The following is a 16267-nucleotide window of genomic DNA, read 5'->3' as shown; positions in this document are numbered from 1 at the left end:
GGAGGTGCATTGTGTTCTCTGTGGCTCTGTGTTTATTTGCTTAGACAAACCTAAACTAATGAGAAATCTGCTGGTTCCAGCCTATCTTTTTATTCTATCCATAACAGCTTACGGCCAGACAAAAAAGCCGGTGACGCTCGATGACATCTGGGGCCGCAATGCCGGTGTGTTCAACCAGCGAACCGTCGATGCTGTAAACTGGATGAAAGCCGGGGGCTTTTATACGACTCTGGATGGTAATAAGGTGGTCAAATTTGCCATTACGACAGGGCTACCCATCGAGACATTGCTGGATGGACGGCAAGCGACGGTGGCCGGTAAGCCGATCACTATGAGTGATTACCAGTTGTCGGCTGACGAACGAAAACTGCTTCTGACTACCAACGAAGAACCGATATACCGTCGGTCCAGTAAGGCCACATTTTATGTCTACGAACTCGCCACCAAGTCCTTGAAACCACTTAGCAAGGGTGGGAAACAGCAATATGCTACTTTTTCACCCGATGGAAAACGGGTGGCGTTTGTGCGGGACAACAACCTGTTTGCGGTTGAACTGGCGACAGGTAAGGAAACCCGACTGACAACCGATGGGAAGCGAAACGCTATTATTAATGGGGGAGCGGATTGGGTTTATGAAGAGGAATTCAGCATGGCACGTGCGTTCGAATGGTCGCCCGATAGCCGACGACTGGCCTGGATCCGGTTCGATGAAAGCCGCGTTCCCGAATATGATATGCAGCTTTGGGGAGGCTTATATCCAGTCGAATATCGTTTCAAATACCCAAAAGCAGGAGAAGCTAATTCAAAGGTATCGGTCTGGATAGCTGATGTGGTGTCAGGCAAAAAGGTGATGGCGCAAACAGAAGCGGGCCTGGCCGATAAGGATATATACCTGCCGCGTATTCAATGGACAAAGCAGGCTAACCTGCTCTCGATCCGGCGGATGAATCGATTGCAGAATCGACTCGATCTACTGCATGTAAACGCTACAACGGGCCAATCGACAGTGGTGTTGACCGAAACAAGCCCAACCTATGTTGATCTGGAGTTTACCGACGATCTGACTTACCTGAGTGATGGTAAGTCGTTCCTATGGACCAGCGAACGCAGCGGCTATAAACATCTGTATCTGTATGACCTTAGCGGGAAGCTCATTCGTCCGATCACCAGCGGCAACTTTGAAATCATTACGGTGGCAGGGATCGATGAAAAGATGGGGACGATTTATTATGTAAGCACCGAGCAATCGCCACTCGAACGGCATGTATATAAAATCGGGATTGATGGGCAGCGCAAGCAGCAGCTAACTACGCTGGCGGGTACGTATAAGGCTACGTTCAGCCCTGACTTTTCCTATTATCTGTTATATCATACAGCAGCCGATTCGCCGGTGCGGGTCAGTCTTCGCGATACGAAATCGACCAATGACCTTCGCGTAGTGGAAGCCAATGAGGGCTTGAAAAGTCGGCTGGCGACCTATGCTATCGCTCCTAAACAGTTTTTTCAAAGCAAAGCAGCCGATGGTACCGCACTCAATGGCTGGATGATTCGTCCCGCAACGTTCGACAGTACGGGTTCTAAAAAATATCCGGTCTTGATGTTTGTGTATGGAGGGCCAGGTTCGCAGACGGTAAAGAACGATTGGGAAAGCCGCGATTTCTTCTGGTATCAAACCCTGGCTCAGAAAGGCTACATCGTTGTATCGGTCGATGGGCGGGGAACAGGTGCACGCGGAACGGCATTTCGCACCGTCACGTACGCACAGTTGGGCAAGCTCGAAACCGAAGACCAGATCGCCGTAGCCCGTCAGTTGAAAACCCTGCCTTATGTTGATCAGAGCCGCGTTGGCATTTGGGGGTGGAGCTATGGGGGGTACATGACGGCTCTCTGTATGACGTTAGGTGCCGATGTGTTCAAAGCCGGAATCTCCGTCGCTCCCGTTACCAACTGGCGATTCTACGACACAATTTATACCGAACGTTATCTGAAACGGCCACAGGAGAATGCAGCAGGTTATGACGACAATTCGCCGGTAACACACGCCAGTAAGCTCCGTGGCCCTTATTTGCTGGTACATGGAACAGGCGACGATAATGTTCATTTTCAGAATTCGGTGGCTTTCGAAAATGCCCTGATTGCAGCCGGAAAGTAATTCCAGTCGTTTTACTATCCGAACCGGAACCACGGCATTTATGGAGGTAACACCCGCTTGCACCTCTACCAGATGATGACGGATTTTGTCGAGAAGAATTTATAGCTCGAAAGAAACGATAGCTGATTCATAAAAAGCTTTTTCCTTCCTGATTATGACCTTCAAAAATATACGTGTCGGTGTGGTGCAGGCGACCCCTGCGTTGTTCGATCTGGAAAGAAGTGTTGATCTGGTAATCGCCTGGATTGGTAAAGCAGCAGAAGCAGGTTGTCAGTTCATCTTATTTCCAGAATCGTTCATTCCCTGCTACCCCCGTGGCCTGACGTTTGACGCCATCGTTGGTCGCCGGACTGACAAAGGCCGTGCTGTATGGCTGGATTACTGGGTCAATAGTCTGGAGGTCGCGTCGGCTCATACGCAACGAATCAGCGAAGCCATCAAAAAAGCCAATGTGACAGTTGCCCTGGGCGTGACGGAAAAAGAGCCAGTAGGAGGCACCCTGTATTGCACGTTGCTTTATTTTGGGAATGATGGGCGTTTGTTGGGGAAACACCGTAAACTGAAACCCACTGGCCTCGAACGATACATCTGGGGCGAAAGCGATGGCAGCACATTGGTTAGTTTTGATAGCGAGATCGGTAAGTTTGGTGGGTTAATCTGTTGGGAAAACTACATGCCCCTGGCCCGAACGGCTCTTTATCAGCAGGGCGTCGAGTTATACCTGGCGCCAACGGCCGATGCCCGTGATTCGTGGCAGACAACTATGCAGCACATTGCGCTAGAAGGCCGTTGCTTTGTACTGGCCAGCAATCAGTTCGTGCAAAAAACCGACTATCCCGAACGCTACCAGGCCGATCTGGCTGACGAACCCGCTATTATGTGTAGTGGGGGAAGCGTGATTCTTTCGCCAATGGGTGAAGTACTTGCCGGGCCCCTCTGGAATCAGGAGGGGCTACTGACGGCCGATCTGGACTTTTCGATACTAGCCAAAAGCAAGTTAGATTTTGACTGTGTTGGACACTATTCCCGAAGCGATGTCTTTACACTAACGGTTGCAAATCAGCCTCCTATTCAGAAAGTTTGAAGCCGACTTATTGGCCAGTCGAGTTCTCCTGAGGTTTCAACTCCTCGGCAAGCATAAGCCGGGTTTGAGGCAGACTTTGTGGATACTCGTCGCGGATAAACGCCACTAGTTTTTCCCGCATATGGCAGCGCAGGTCAAAAGCTGAAGGGGCATCCTGGGCCGATACCAGTACACGTACCTGAATGCAGGTAGGAGTTGTATCAGTAACTTGTACGGCAAAGCTGTCGCCGGTCCAGAGTGGGTCATTTTCGGCCAGTTCGCGGGCTTTTTTCCGGACAGCTTCAACAGGAACCGTATAATCCAGATAGAGAAAAATGGCACCAATGATGGACGCATCCGAGCGGGTCCAGTTCTCGAAGGGTGTTTCGACAAAATAGGTAATAGGCAAAATTAACCGTCGACGGTCCCAAAGCCGAACAATCACACTGGTCAGATTTATCTCTTCAATACGACCCCACTCTTTTTCAACCACAACCGCATCGTCCAGACGAATCTGCTGATTGAGCGCTATCTGTATACCTGCCAGCAAGTTGGCTAAGGTCTTTTGGGCAGCAAACCCAAGTACGACCGATACGACCCCTGCTGATGTCAGAACACTAAGGCCTACTTTTCGGCTCCCCTGAAAGGTAATGAGTAAAAGCGAAGCCCCAAGTATAATGACCAGAATAACAATAAGTCGACGGAAAAAACGTACCTGCGTAACAAATTTCCGATGGGCCAGATTGGTATCGTTTGTCGTATCGTATTCATAAATCAGGCGCTTTTCGCCAACCTTTAGAAGCTGGACGATAAACCAGGTCGTCGTAATCAGGAAAAGGATTTCAGCGGTTTTGTCGGCTACAGGATGCCGACGTAAAAAGCGCTCCGACTGCAAGTTTGTAGCCAGCAGAAAAAACAGCGAGGGCACAAATAACCAGAACGCCCAGCGGGCGTATACTTTTAAAAGGGATAGTGTTCGGAACGACCGTCGGCGCACTACAAACCGGATGGTCTGTGTAATGACAACATCGACGATCAGCCCTAGTACAACGGCGATGATGAGCAATATCCAGCCCGACAAATCCCGATTGGGTACATAGCCAAACCAACGGACAATCGCCCGTATCCATAGGTCAAGTTGCTGTTGCATGCGGTAGTTAAAGTGCCTGTCTTATTAACCGGATTACAGGCAACTCGTGTTTCGGTTAATGCCAGGTCCAGATTGGTTGAAAATCCAGATCTGGCAAATCGCCAATCAGGACAGTTCCGTTTTTCTCGACCCAGGCATGGGCTTCAAATGTATGGCTTTTGCGGACGCCAACGACCAGATCAATGTGTTTATCTTTTCGAAGGAAGTAGGTTAATGCCAATGCCTGCGGCAGGCAAAAAGCGGAAAGCGGACCACTTACTTTCTGAATAGCCTGAATCTCCCGGTCAATCAACTGGCGGGGAGTCTCAGCAGATTTGTTAGCCCTGATAAGGTTGCTATAAAGTTGCCTGAACGTTTGAAACGATAACAGTTTGAGTCCAAGCTGGATGGTAGAAACAACAAAAAATGCCTGGATCAGAAGGAGTTGATCCGAAGAGGACAACTGTGTGAACTTCTTAAATCGTTTCCACCAGTTTTTCATGGGCCAGGTCGTTCAGCAGTTGCTGCAAATCGTTGATACAGGTTTGTTCATCGACCTCAAAGTTTGCCATGACCTGTTCTTTAAGATCGTCAAAAGCCATGGGCTTCTGTTTAAGCAGTTCCCACACAAACGTACCCACTTCATTCAAGCCATAATACATCCCGGCTGCATGATTGAGGATAACCGTTTCGCCAGCCAGTTCAGACGAGATCTGATTTTGAGTTAATCGATACATACACGATACTGATAAGTGATCAAAGATAAAGGAATTTATCGGCAACGACGACTCTCTCATCAGATCATGCGTATCCTAGGGCAAGAGTTAATGTTGGTTAATCTTTTGATTGTCAAGATTCTAGCTTACTTATGGGGCGCTTTTAGCCATGCCTGATTTAGCTTATTAGCTGAAGTGTACAATGGGATTACCTCGTGCGCAATAAGGCTTCAGATCGCTTATTAAGTTACTTCAGAGTTAGAATTGCTATATCCTTCGGGCCTGTTTTATGAATTTGAGTAGTTTAAATTATATTAATTAAGGAACATAAATAAATAATATTAACCGGGATGTCATTCTGCAAAATGTAGATTTATTTTAGACGGTTAAACTGTTTTCAAACCAAGTAAAAATTTAATCAATCAACATTTTAAGGCCTCATTTCATCATGCAAAGATTTGTACTCTTCGTTGTAACTTTTCTGGTGGTAACTTATGCATCAAGGGCTCAGGTGAGCCTGACGGGGACAACCTCGTATACGCAGAATTTTAATACGTTAGCTAGTTCTGGCTCGGGGACATGGTCTGATAACAGCACAATTCAAGGCTGGTATGCCGCTATTACGAATGGGTCAAATGTAACGAATGCAGCAACTGCATATACGGTCGATCCAGGTAGTAGTAATGCTGGTGGGCTACATAGTTATGGAGCAGCCTCCGCAACTGACCGCGCTTTAGGGTCTGTGGGTTCCGGTTCTGCGAAAGCTATCTATTATGGAGTTTTATTAGTCAACAATACGGGGAGTCCAATTACGGCTCTGTCGGTTAGCTACAAAGGGGAGCAATGGCGTAGCAGTACATCTGTTCAGAATGTGCTTTCGTTCGCCTATAAAGTTGGGGCAAACTCGGTTAGTGAGTCTGACTATACCAGCAATTCTTTACTTGATTTTGTAGGTCAATCGCCTGTTTCCACAAACGGTGCTCTGGATGGCAATACCAATGCAAAGACGATCAGTAGTACGTTCAATGTGAACATCCCGGTTGGCGAGAAAATTATGCTTCGTTGGATGGACGTTGACGATGCCGGAAGCGATGCTGGTCTTAGCGTTGACGATCTAACCGTTAGTGTTGTCACAACACCTTTTCTTGTTGTAAATCCCACAGCCGTAAATAATTTGGTCAATACTGCCAATAACAGTAGTCCTTCTGCGCCATCTACATTTACGGTTATTGGCGGGTTACTCAACCCTTCTACGCCCGTTTCGGTTAGCCCTCCGGCTAATTTCGAAATTTCGACGGACAATTCGAGCTATTCAACAAGTGCTGTCACCATTTCGCCTGCGGGTAATGGTACACTTAGTCAAACCATTTACACGCGACTAGTGGGTAGCCTTTCTGCTGGCCCATATTCAGGGCTCGCCACAGTGAGCAGTACTGAAGTGCTTACATCTCAAACTGTCTCGCTTAGTGGAACGGTTTATACGGCTGGTGCCAGCGGTGTGTGTGGTACTTCTTACAATATAAGTGATGTACGCAATGCCGCCGATGGCATAACCTTTACGGTAACTGGACGTGTCACATCAACTATTGGTACGAACATTTACATCCAGGACGCTACCGGCGGTATTCTGTTGTACACAGGTACGGGTACTTCGATTGAAGTGCCTGAGGTAAGCATTGGCGACGAAGTGCAGGTGACGGGCGTACTGACAACCTACAACGGGGATCGGGAGTTGAAAAATTTCACTAGCTGTTTTGCGAAAACCACATCCCCCAATTCGATTCCTACACCCGTTACGGTTTCAGCCGCTACCCTTTGTGATCACAAAGGCGAACTGGTGACGCTTACGGGAGTGAACACTATTACACCATCGGGTGGGACCTTTACAGGCAGCACAAACTATACGTTGACAACAGGTAGCGGTACAGTAATAATGCGGATTCAGCTCGGGACCGATCTGGTAGCAGCAACCAAGCCTACAGGTCCTCTTGATATTACGGGCATCGTGAGCGTATTCAATGGTACTTGCCAATTCTTGCCCCGCTCAACAGCTGATGTTCCCGGAGCAACGCCGAATACCGTTTCCTGCCCTGGCGTTGGTACTGGCGGTGCCGGAATTTCGACGGATAATACGCTAGACATTACATGGTGGAATGTGGAGTGGCTGGGTAATACAGGCTTTGGCCCTACAAATGAGGCCCAACAGCAGGATAATGTGCGGCAGCAACTGCAAAATATGAATCAGGACATTTACTGCCTGGAAGAAGTAACGGACCTGACAAAGTTGGATGGTATTGTAGCCACTCTGAATGCCAATACAGGCAAGTCTTATACATACACCTGTGGTGCTGATCCAACCCGTACGCCACCTATTTATTACTCACACTGGTTTGATATTCCTGAAGTGTCAGGTGATGCCAACACCTATGCCCAAAAGGTTTGTTTTGTATACAACACGGCCATTGTCAAGAACGTAACGGCCAGCCAGATTGTAGCTGATGCTACGCAGCTCAATTCAAGCTCCTGGGCATCAAATCGGTTCCCATTATTAATGAGTTGTGATGTTACGATCAATGGAGTGACAAAGAACTTTAAACTGGTTGGCGTGCATGCCAAATCGGGCTCTGATGCATCGTCGTATGGCCGCCGGATAACCGACTTTGGGTCTTTAAAAGAGTATCTTGACGCGAACTACCCAACTAGTAATGTCATGATTATGGGCGATTTTAATGACGATGCCGACCAGTCAATTTATATTGATGGGACAACGAGCACAACAAATGTGTCGTCATTCAACAATTTCATCACTTCGAGCGATTACACGGCCATTACGAAACAGCTTAGCACTTGTAACATTTCGAGTACGGCATCATACCCAGATATTATCGACCACCTGATTATCTCGAACGAAATCGGTACAAACGGATCATTCCCCACGAGTGGTATTGCCTACATTCCGAACTCGGTTACAGCAATACGGCCGATTGTTGGTGGAACAACAACGTCCGACCACTTTCCCGTTTCGGCTCGTTTCCAGTTTGCTCCTCCACTTTCGGCTACGTTGGTAACCAGTACGTCGGCAGTCTGTTCGGGCCAACCTGTTAATCTGGCTATTTCAGTGAGCGGTTTGGGTGGCAGCGATACCTATAGTTACACAGTGACCAATGGCACCAACAGCACGACTACAACGGGCGTATCTACGTCAACGGCACAGGTTAGCCTTACTCCAACCGTAGCTGGTTCATTTACGCTGACGGTATCGACTTCAGCAAGCGCCACTGCTACGGCTGTTAGCGGAAACGTAGCTATTGATGGGCCTATTTCGGTTTTGGCTGGGGCCTCGTCGGCTACCACCACGATTGGTGGAACAGTAAGCCTGACAGCAAGCGGGGCTACTACCTATCAGTGGAGTGCGCCAGCTCAGGCTATTATCAGCCCCTCTACGGGCTCACCCGTTTCGGCTACCTTAACCGCTGCTGGCGTGCAAACCTTTACTTTGCTGGCTGGTCAGGGAAGCTGTACACAAACCACATTCGTGAGTGTGACGGCCACGAATGGCCCCGATATTTCGCCAACGATTACGCTCATTCAGTCGCAATTTGCGGCTTCAGCTCCTAATAACGCCAGAAATTTTGTGGTGAATTTGTATGAGGTGGGTTATCATTCTACAGCATCCGGGCAGTTAACCATTACGCTTAGCGTACCTACCGGTTATACACTGACCTTCGATGGAACGCTGACCAGCACTAGTGTACTCGATGCATCGAATGTTAGCAATGATGTAGCCGTTGATAATACTAACTGGGATGTGATTAGTAGTGTAGATGGCCAGCAAATTACTCTGAAGATGAAAGCGGGCCAGTTCTTAGATGCTAATACGCAGCGTAATGTCGGCTTCAGCCTGACCCGCACAACGGCTAACTCAGGCAGTGTTTCCAATATTACTGTTAATGTAGCGAATGATAGCGGATCTGTTTATGACGTCAATGCGACAAACAACATTTATGCTCGTATTATTTCAGGGCTATAACCAACCGTAGTTGATCGGAGATAGTTGTTCCGATAAACGAAACATTCCATTCCTGTTTAGAGGCTTGCTTAACCAGCGAGCCTCTTTTTATTATCCCCTTCAATCAGTCAAAACGGTAAGTGGTGACTCATAGCTAGCTCATGAACCTGAAAAAATCTTTCGGATTTATGAGCTAGCTATGAGTTTTTTAAATTAAAATGCTAATATTACTTTTTTAAAATATTAGTATATTAATTTTTACATTAAAATAGAATTATAGTTTATGAAAATACCTTTACTGCTACTACTATGTTGGCTTCCGTTAGTGATTTTTGCACAAGTAGCAACGTATAACTTTAGTGGAGCTACAGGAAGCCAGACGTCTCAACCGGTGACTTCGAAAGACCCTAACATTGCGGCTTCTGATATAACGCGGGGCTCTGGCATTATGGCAACGTCAGGATCAGGAAGCATAAATGCTACAGGGTGGACTGGTTCCGCTCAGGATGCCAATGATTATTATGAATTTACCTTAACGCCGAATAGTGGATATCAGTTAGACATAACGGGAATTACTCTTTCGGCCCGTCGCTCTGCGGCCGGACCTGCAAATTATCTTCTGTCTTATTCAATAGCAGGTAGTGAAACAACAATTACAACTGGCACTCTATCAGTAACCACTTCAACATCGATAAGCCCCACTTTTTCATTAAAAACTCCCCAAGCTGTTCGCTTCAGAATTTACGCGTGGGGAGCAAGTATTCCGGCTGGGACTTTCCGATTGGACAATACGCTTACCGTAAACGCATCGGCTCCTCTCCCTGTAGAACTCGTTTCGTTTTCTGGCCAGCCGACAGATAAGGCAATAGAATTAAAGTGGGCGACATCGTGGGAAGATAGAAACGAAGGCTTCGATATTCTAAGAGGAGTAATGCCAGATGGGCTTGAGAAAATTGGTTTTGTCGAAGGCCATACTACGTCGCAGGCAGTATCGGCCTATTCATATATTGATCGTGACGTGAAAGCAGGACTAGTATATTATTACCGGCTTCGCCAGCGTGATATAGGTGGAGGCTCGGAATTATCAAAAATAATTGCCATACGGGCAGACTTCGAAGGAGAAGCGCTCGGCGCATCTGTCTACCCGAACCCAAATCATGGAAGCTTTACGGTAACTACTAGTAGCTTGGAAACGTCAACTATTAGTCTGCATGACGCCTTGGGAACCGTAATCCCGGTCACAATTCGCAAAAATGGACAGCCTACTTCTGCATCTGTAAACGCTGTAGGTTATGTTACGCCTGGAGTCTATTTTTTACGGTTTCAGATGAGTGAAGGAACTACTCGGCAGATCATAAAAGTGATTATTGAGTAATTAAATCTATCATATCAAAATCCCCCGTTTACTTCTATGAAACGTACTTATTCAGTCAAGCCATCTAAATTAGTAAAGAGGGCATATACTAAGCCGAAGCTCTTGACCCATGGAAACGTATCGAAGCTTACCCTGAAAGGAGGTAGTATGGCAGATGCGCTAACTAATTACCAGCCATAATAAGTTACAGCTTGAATGGATAAAGAGGAGTTTATGCATCATGCCGGTGTAAACTCCTCTTCTGGTTAATCGGCTGATTCTCTTTAGGCTTATCTGATAATATGGGTGGAATGCTTAAAAGCGCTACCGGTCTAGGGGTACTATTGAAGTTGATGCTAGCTTGCCAGCCAGCAGATAATATTCCGAAAGATGATAGCCAGTACGTGCCAATCGAGGTGGGTCGTTACTGGGTGTATGAAGTGCGGCAGGAAACCTACTCTTTGAGCGCAGCTCCCGTTTTAAGGACCTATTTTCTGAAAGAAACGATTGGTGAACGGTTATCATCGCAGTCGGACAAAACCTATAAACTGGTCCGATACAAGCGCAACAGACCCACAGATGCCTGGAAACCTGATTCAATCTGGACGGTACAGCAGTGGCCAAATCGCCTGATTCGTACCGAAAATTCGATTGCCTTTATCAAACTTTTCTTTCCGATTGCCACCAGCACAACCTGGAATCCGAACGAGTATAATTCCCGGTCTGCCAGTATCTTTCTATATGAACAAGTGGGTAAAGCTTACGTTGCTGGTGCAAAAAGCTACCTGAACACGATTCAGGTTGCCAGCCGGCAAAACGATTCGACGGCCATTTCATTAAATCGCTATATTGACGTATATGCCTATCAAATAGGTCTAATATTTAACGAAAGCACGGTACTTGCCTACTGTCAAAGCAGTCCTGACTGCATCGGGAAAGGCCAAATCGCTTATGGTTACCGTCGAAAGCAAACGTTGATCGAGACAGGTGTTGAGTAAATAGGATGCTTCATTTTACTGTTTGACGAACTTCTCCTGTAAGATTTCTTCCCGGCCATCGCCCCAGTTAATTCGTAGTATTGCCTGATAAAGACCAGCCAGGAGTAGCCGAAAATTTTCCAGATAGATCGTGTTTTCACCTACGAACGGTGTTGTCACATAGTTATCTACAGGTATGCCAAGACTGTTGATAACAGTAAATTGACTTGACTTCGGCGCCGATTTGCTGACTATGGTAAAGCTAACCTGGATGATGTCGCTACCGGGATTTGGGTAAATTTTCCAGATGGTTGGTACGGGCATATCAGCTACGTTAAACGTAATGCCATAGGCGTTGCCTGCTGAGTTATCGGCTGCATCGCGGCCTGTTACCAACAACTCATAGGCACCAGGAGCCAGATTTGTCAATTGATACGTTGCCAGCAAGGATACGGGCGATACTGCTGAGCCTGACTGCTGAGTCAACAGAACAAATGGGCAGCTCGGACAGGATTTCAAGTAGGTCTGGATATTCCTTAGTTTATCCAGAGGTAACTGATTTTCGTCGGTCAGAATGACCTGAATAATCGGGTTAGCCGAAACATAATCCCCATTTTTGAGTACTCGATCATCAACTGTCACCGATATAATCGGATTTAACTGATCGGGAAGAGCACTAGTGGGAAAAACGCTGGTTTGCTGAATAGTTGGCCAATTCGTTAGGTCCAGGCTCTGTTCATTATTCGTTTCTACCAGTTCGTCAATTTGGTGGTCGCTATCCACCATAATGGCGAGTTGGCTGAGAGAAAGCTCCTTTTTAATAGGAATGATGATCGTATCCAGAACCGATGTAACATCGACCAGAAGCCGCTGGCTGTTAACGTTGCCGTTCGTGTAAGTTTTGGTCAATTGGAGCGGCACGGTTTGCCGGGCGTAAAATTTACCGGTGTTGGAAAGAATCAGCTTGATCGTTATAGAGTCATTATTGGCGATGAGGGTTCCCGGTTTTCGGGCCTGAATAAACAGGCTACGAGCCGCATAGTCGGGTTTGGCTAGCGGAAAAATATGCAACGCGGGGTCGCCCTGTAAGATAATCTGTTGTAAATCCGTGCGAAGCGTCAGGTCACCACTGTATGAGTTGAGCGTCAGATTAACCTGCTGTTGTAGTTGGCCCAGTGTGTGAGTCAAGGTAGTGGTATCCGTAAAAAGTTTTCGATAAAGGGTTATGGCATAGGTTTGGGTGCTAGTTGGGTAGCTCCAGAACGAACCCGCCAGTACAGCTATGGCCCCTTTGTCGGGTGTAATAAGCCAGTCGGTACTGAGTGGATTGTATTTATAAAAAAGATTATTGATGCTACAGCCGTTGAAAAACAAAATTGGGTACTTGCCTTTGTTATTGATATGGTTACCGGGGGCCGAACAGTAACCAATGTTAAAATCGAGTGTGCTGGAAGAGCCATGCCCCGTATAAGCTACCATCCCCACACCCTCATTGATCGGTTGTGAAATATCGACGGCTTCAACTTCTTCAAACGTTTTTTTCGAGAGCGAAGTCACCTGCGCACCCATATAAGGGCTTTCGGCTATCGGGCGAAGCTGTTCCATCAGGCTTTTGAGGTATAGAATTTCGCCCTGGTCGTGTCCGCCATTTAAGTGAAGCATCCGTTTTTGCCAATCGGTAGGTGGAGCTTGTTCAAATTCTTTGACTTTTGCCAAATAATTCAGGACTTGCTGGTTGGTGGTTACGTTGATGCGACCGGTTGGTATTGCCTGAACAAACTCTGGGAAACCCGCGAGCCCCATCGTAAGCAGAGCATCGGAGCCCGGATAGCCGAATGTTGGAACCAGATCGTCGGTTTCAGAGGATTTCAATACATCAGGAAAACTAATGCCCCGACCCAGCAGAAACAAGTGCTTATTGGTACCGCCCGACAGCATGAAATCGGCAAACCGACGAATCGCCATTGGGCTACGCTCGCCATAGTTGAATTGTTCGTAGATCGACCTCGTTTCAATAATCAATGGTGTATACCCTCCACCCGCGTCTGAAGCCCGATAAGCGGCATACTCGGTAGCCGATTCGAGCAGAGAGCGGTGCGTAATAAGCAGATAATTACTTGCTTTTGGGGCCAGTATTGGGAAGTTAACAACTGTAATAGACGACGATTTTTTGATTTCATTGCTGATAAATACCGTTTGCCCGGTCAGGGTGTTCGGAACGATAAACAGCCCCGCCTGATGCATGATTTTGGCGGTTGCGTACCGGCCTGTAAGTGCATACACCATAGCGTTGGTATTCAGATCAGGTATCTCTATAACCGATTGATTGGCAGGGTTAGGTCGCAAATGGAAATATTTATCTGGCTGACTATTCATCAGAAAGTGTTGTGGGTATACGACATTCAGGTAGGTCATCGAATACCAGTCATTGGCACTTACGTTCAGGGATTTGGTTTTTAAAAGGATCGATTCGTTTTTAATTGCATTTTCGGTCAAGGTAAGCAGCACGCTTTTGGGGCTGAACGGGCCGATTGAAAGTGTGTCAATGGGCATCCCATCGTTCAGGGCATACCACAACTGGTGGTTGTTGGGCGAACGACCGTTAAGTTGAAACGTAAACGTAGGAAGCTGGTTACTGTCAACGACTCGATTCTGAAACTGTATTGTGAATCGGGCTACCGAGTCCGGGCCTATATAATTTCCTGTCCAGCCTTCGCCTTCTTCAAAATAGCTTTGTTGAACAGGAGGCACCAAACCAATGGAATTGTTGAACGAGTATTGACTGGTGAAGGCCAAAACCTGTTGTTCAAGATGATACGGTTCGGGCGCCTGACTGGTAGGTTTGCCAATAAAAGTAGGAAGCCGAAGCCCCGGTTTTGATCCTATTGTCAGAAAATAGAATGTTTCATCCGAAAATAAGCTTTGGTAGGGGTTGGCGCGGCTGGTGTGGTAGTAAACTAAGCTATCGAGTTCACCTTTATTTTTCTCGGCGTAAAACTGAATAAAATCGGTCTGGTCGAATCGTCCGTCCTCATCGCCAATGACTTCGATAGCCAGTTCACGGCCTCGGTGAAATAGCTGTAAATTTTTGGGATTAATTGTATCTGGAGTAAAACCGGCACGAACTAATTCAGCGTAAGTGATCCGGTAAATGCCATCCTCCAGAATGCTGATCTTGGCATAGGATTGCGTCGGAACAATCCATTCATTTCCATACCGAAACTGTGCCTGCCCAGCATAGGCGACTAAAAACAGAATAGCAAAAATTAGTTTCAAACGTACAAGTGTCTTAGCGGGTTTACTAAGATACTTGTAAGGTTTGATTATGCCAACAATGGTTTAATAATATTGCCATGAACATCGGTTAACCGATACCGGCGGCCCTGGCTTTTAAAGGTTAGTTTTTCATGATCGATACCCAGCAAGTGCAATACCGTGGCCTGAAAATCGTGAACGTGAACGGGTTCATTGATAACGTTATAGCCAAAGTCATCGGTTTCGCCGTAAACGAGTCCTTTTTTTACACCTGCTCCGGCCATCCAGATGGTAAACGCTCTGGGGTGATGGTCGCGCCCGTAATTGTCGCGGGTGAGTTTGCCCTGTGAGTAGGCACCTCGCCCAAACTCTCCACCCCAGATTACCAGCGTATCGTCCAAAAGACCCCGTTGTTTTAAATCCATAACCAGTGCGGCCGACGGCTGATCGACGCTTTTGGTCTGAATCTTAATATCGTTGGGCAGGTTGCCGTGCTGATCCCAGCCCTGGTGGTATAACTGGACAAACTTCACATCTTTTTCGATGAGCTTGCGGGCCAGCAAACAGTTGGCCGCAAAGGTACCCGGCTTACGGCTCTCAGGACCGTACATATCGAAAATGTAATCGGGTTCTTTCGAAATATCGAGTGTTTCGGGTACTGACGTCTGCATCCGATAGGCCATTTCGTACTGAGCCATGCGGTTGTTGATTTCCGGGTCCAGCACATGCTTGAACTGCTCCTGATGCAACTTGCCCAGGTAATCGAGCATGCGCCGACGGCTCGTCTTGTCAATGCCGGGAGGGTTGTTCAGGTAATATACTGGATCGGGGCCCGATCGGAATACAACGCCCTGATGCACCGAGGGAAGAAATCCATTACTCCACAATTTGGCGTAAAGTGGCTGGTCGCCATCGCGGCCTTTCGACAAAAGCACCACAAAAGCGGGTAAGTTCTGGTTATCGGAACCTAACCCATAGCTCACCCACGACCCAAAACTGGGTCGACCGGCTTGCTGGCTACCCGTTTGAAAAAAGGTGATGGCCGGATCGTGGTTGATGGCTTCGGTATGAAGCGAACGAACGAAGGTCAGGTCGCCAGCTAAACGGGAAATGTTAGGCAGTAATTCACTAATCCACATTCGGCTGGGGCCGTACTGAGCAAATTTATATTTGGAAGCGGCCAATGGGAAACGGCTTTGCCCGGCTGTCATACCCGTTAGGCGCTGGCCTTTTCGAACGGATTCGGGCAGATCCTGGCCCCACATGGCTTCTAATTTGGGCTTATAATCATATAATTCCAGTTGCGAGGGTGCTCCACTTTGGAACAGATAGATCACTCGTTTGACTTTGGGCGGGAAATGGGGTTTCCCAACGATTGGGTTATCACCAGGAGAATTCAAGCCGGAGGATCCGCCAAACAAATTGGTCGGATTGAGTAGCGATGCCAGCGCAATGGTGCCTAAGCCAGCGCTTGTTTGCCCCAAAAATGTCCGGCGGCTCAGTTGGTCATGAAGTTGATCCTGAATGTCCATCGTTACAGGTTGTTTGTTTGCGTTATTGACCTTGCTGTTTTTATCGTCATTACTAGGCGCTATCGGGAATGATGGTGTTG

The 16267-nt window shown here is 47.3% G+C and carries 9 protein-coding genes and 1 pseudogene; 5 read left to right on the top strand and 5 right to left on the bottom strand.

What is annotated here, in order from left to right:
• The first annotated feature begins 58 nt into the window (after positions 1-58).
• A pseudogene (locus B5M13_RS31015) lies at positions 59-2257 on the top strand (S9 family peptidase).
• Positions 2258-2306: 49 nt separating this feature from the next.
• Complete coding sequence (locus B5M13_RS31010; protein WP_080059336.1) at positions 2307-3236, top strand: carbon-nitrogen hydrolase family protein; 930 nt, start codon at positions 2307-2309, stop codon at positions 3234-3236.
• A gap of 7 nt (positions 3237-3243) precedes the next feature.
• Here B5M13_RS31010 and B5M13_RS31005 read toward each other — a convergent pair whose 3' ends face one another.
• The 3 genes from B5M13_RS31005 to B5M13_RS30995 are packed head-to-tail and all read right to left on the bottom strand — an operon-like array spanning position 3244 to position 5081.
• Entirely contained in the window at positions 3244-4365 is a 1122-nt protein-coding gene (locus B5M13_RS31005) for a mechanosensitive ion channel family protein (protein WP_080059334.1), read from the bottom strand.
• Positions 4366-4420: 55 nt separating this feature from the next.
• A complete protein-coding gene (locus B5M13_RS31000; protein WP_080059333.1) occupies positions 4421-4846 on the bottom strand; it encodes a lasso peptide biosynthesis B2 protein in 426 nt (141 codons plus the stop codon).
• Positions 4821-5081, bottom strand: coding sequence for a PqqD family protein (locus B5M13_RS30995; RefSeq protein ID WP_080059332.1), 261 nt, complete (start codon positions 5079-5081; stop codon positions 4821-4823). The genes B5M13_RS31000 and B5M13_RS30995 overlap by 26 nt, the downstream gene beginning before the upstream one ends.
• A gap of 427 nt (positions 5082-5508) precedes the next feature.
• Here B5M13_RS30995 and B5M13_RS30990 point away from each other — a divergent pair, with 427 nt between their 5' ends.
• The 3 genes from B5M13_RS30990 (at position 5509) to B5M13_RS30980 (ending at position 11421) form a co-directional block, all read left to right on the top strand.
• The gene (locus B5M13_RS30990; RefSeq protein ID WP_080059331.1) at positions 5509-9090 is read left to right on the top strand and encodes a DUF5689 domain-containing protein; all 3582 of its coding nucleotides are present in this window, start codon (positions 5509-5511) and stop codon (positions 9088-9090) included.
• A gap of 427 nt (positions 9091-9517) precedes the next feature.
• A complete protein-coding gene (locus tag B5M13_RS30985) occupies positions 9518-10444 on the top strand; it encodes a T9SS type A sorting domain-containing protein (RefSeq protein WP_170061218.1) in 927 nt (308 codons plus the stop codon).
• 332 nt (positions 10445-10776) lie between these two features.
• Entirely contained in the window at positions 10777-11421 is a 645-nt protein-coding gene (locus B5M13_RS30980) for a hypothetical protein (RefSeq protein ID WP_155297361.1), read from the top strand.
• Between the two features lie 15 nt (positions 11422-11436).
• On the opposite strand, the gene porU2 is transcribed toward B5M13_RS30980, so the two are convergent.
• Together porU2 and B5M13_RS30970 are read right to left on the bottom strand one after the other, a co-directional pair.
• Positions 11437-14676, bottom strand: coding sequence for a putative type IX secretion system sortase PorU2 (porU2, locus tag B5M13_RS30975; protein ID WP_080059328.1), 3240 nt, complete (start codon positions 14674-14676; stop codon positions 11437-11439).
• Between the two features lie 47 nt (positions 14677-14723).
• Entirely contained in the window at positions 14724-16187 is a 1464-nt protein-coding gene (locus B5M13_RS30970; RefSeq protein WP_080059327.1) for a DUF1501 domain-containing protein, read from the bottom strand.
• Positions 16188-16267: the final 80 nt, after the last annotated feature.

The sequence above is a fragment of the Spirosoma aerolatum genome (genome assembly GCF_002056795.1).
Taxonomy (GTDB): Bacteria; Bacteroidota; Bacteroidia; order Cytophagales; family Spirosomataceae; genus Spirosoma; species Spirosoma aerolatum.
The sequence above is the reverse complement of the archived record's forward strand: the minus strand, read 5'-3'. Positions and strand labels throughout refer to the sequence as shown.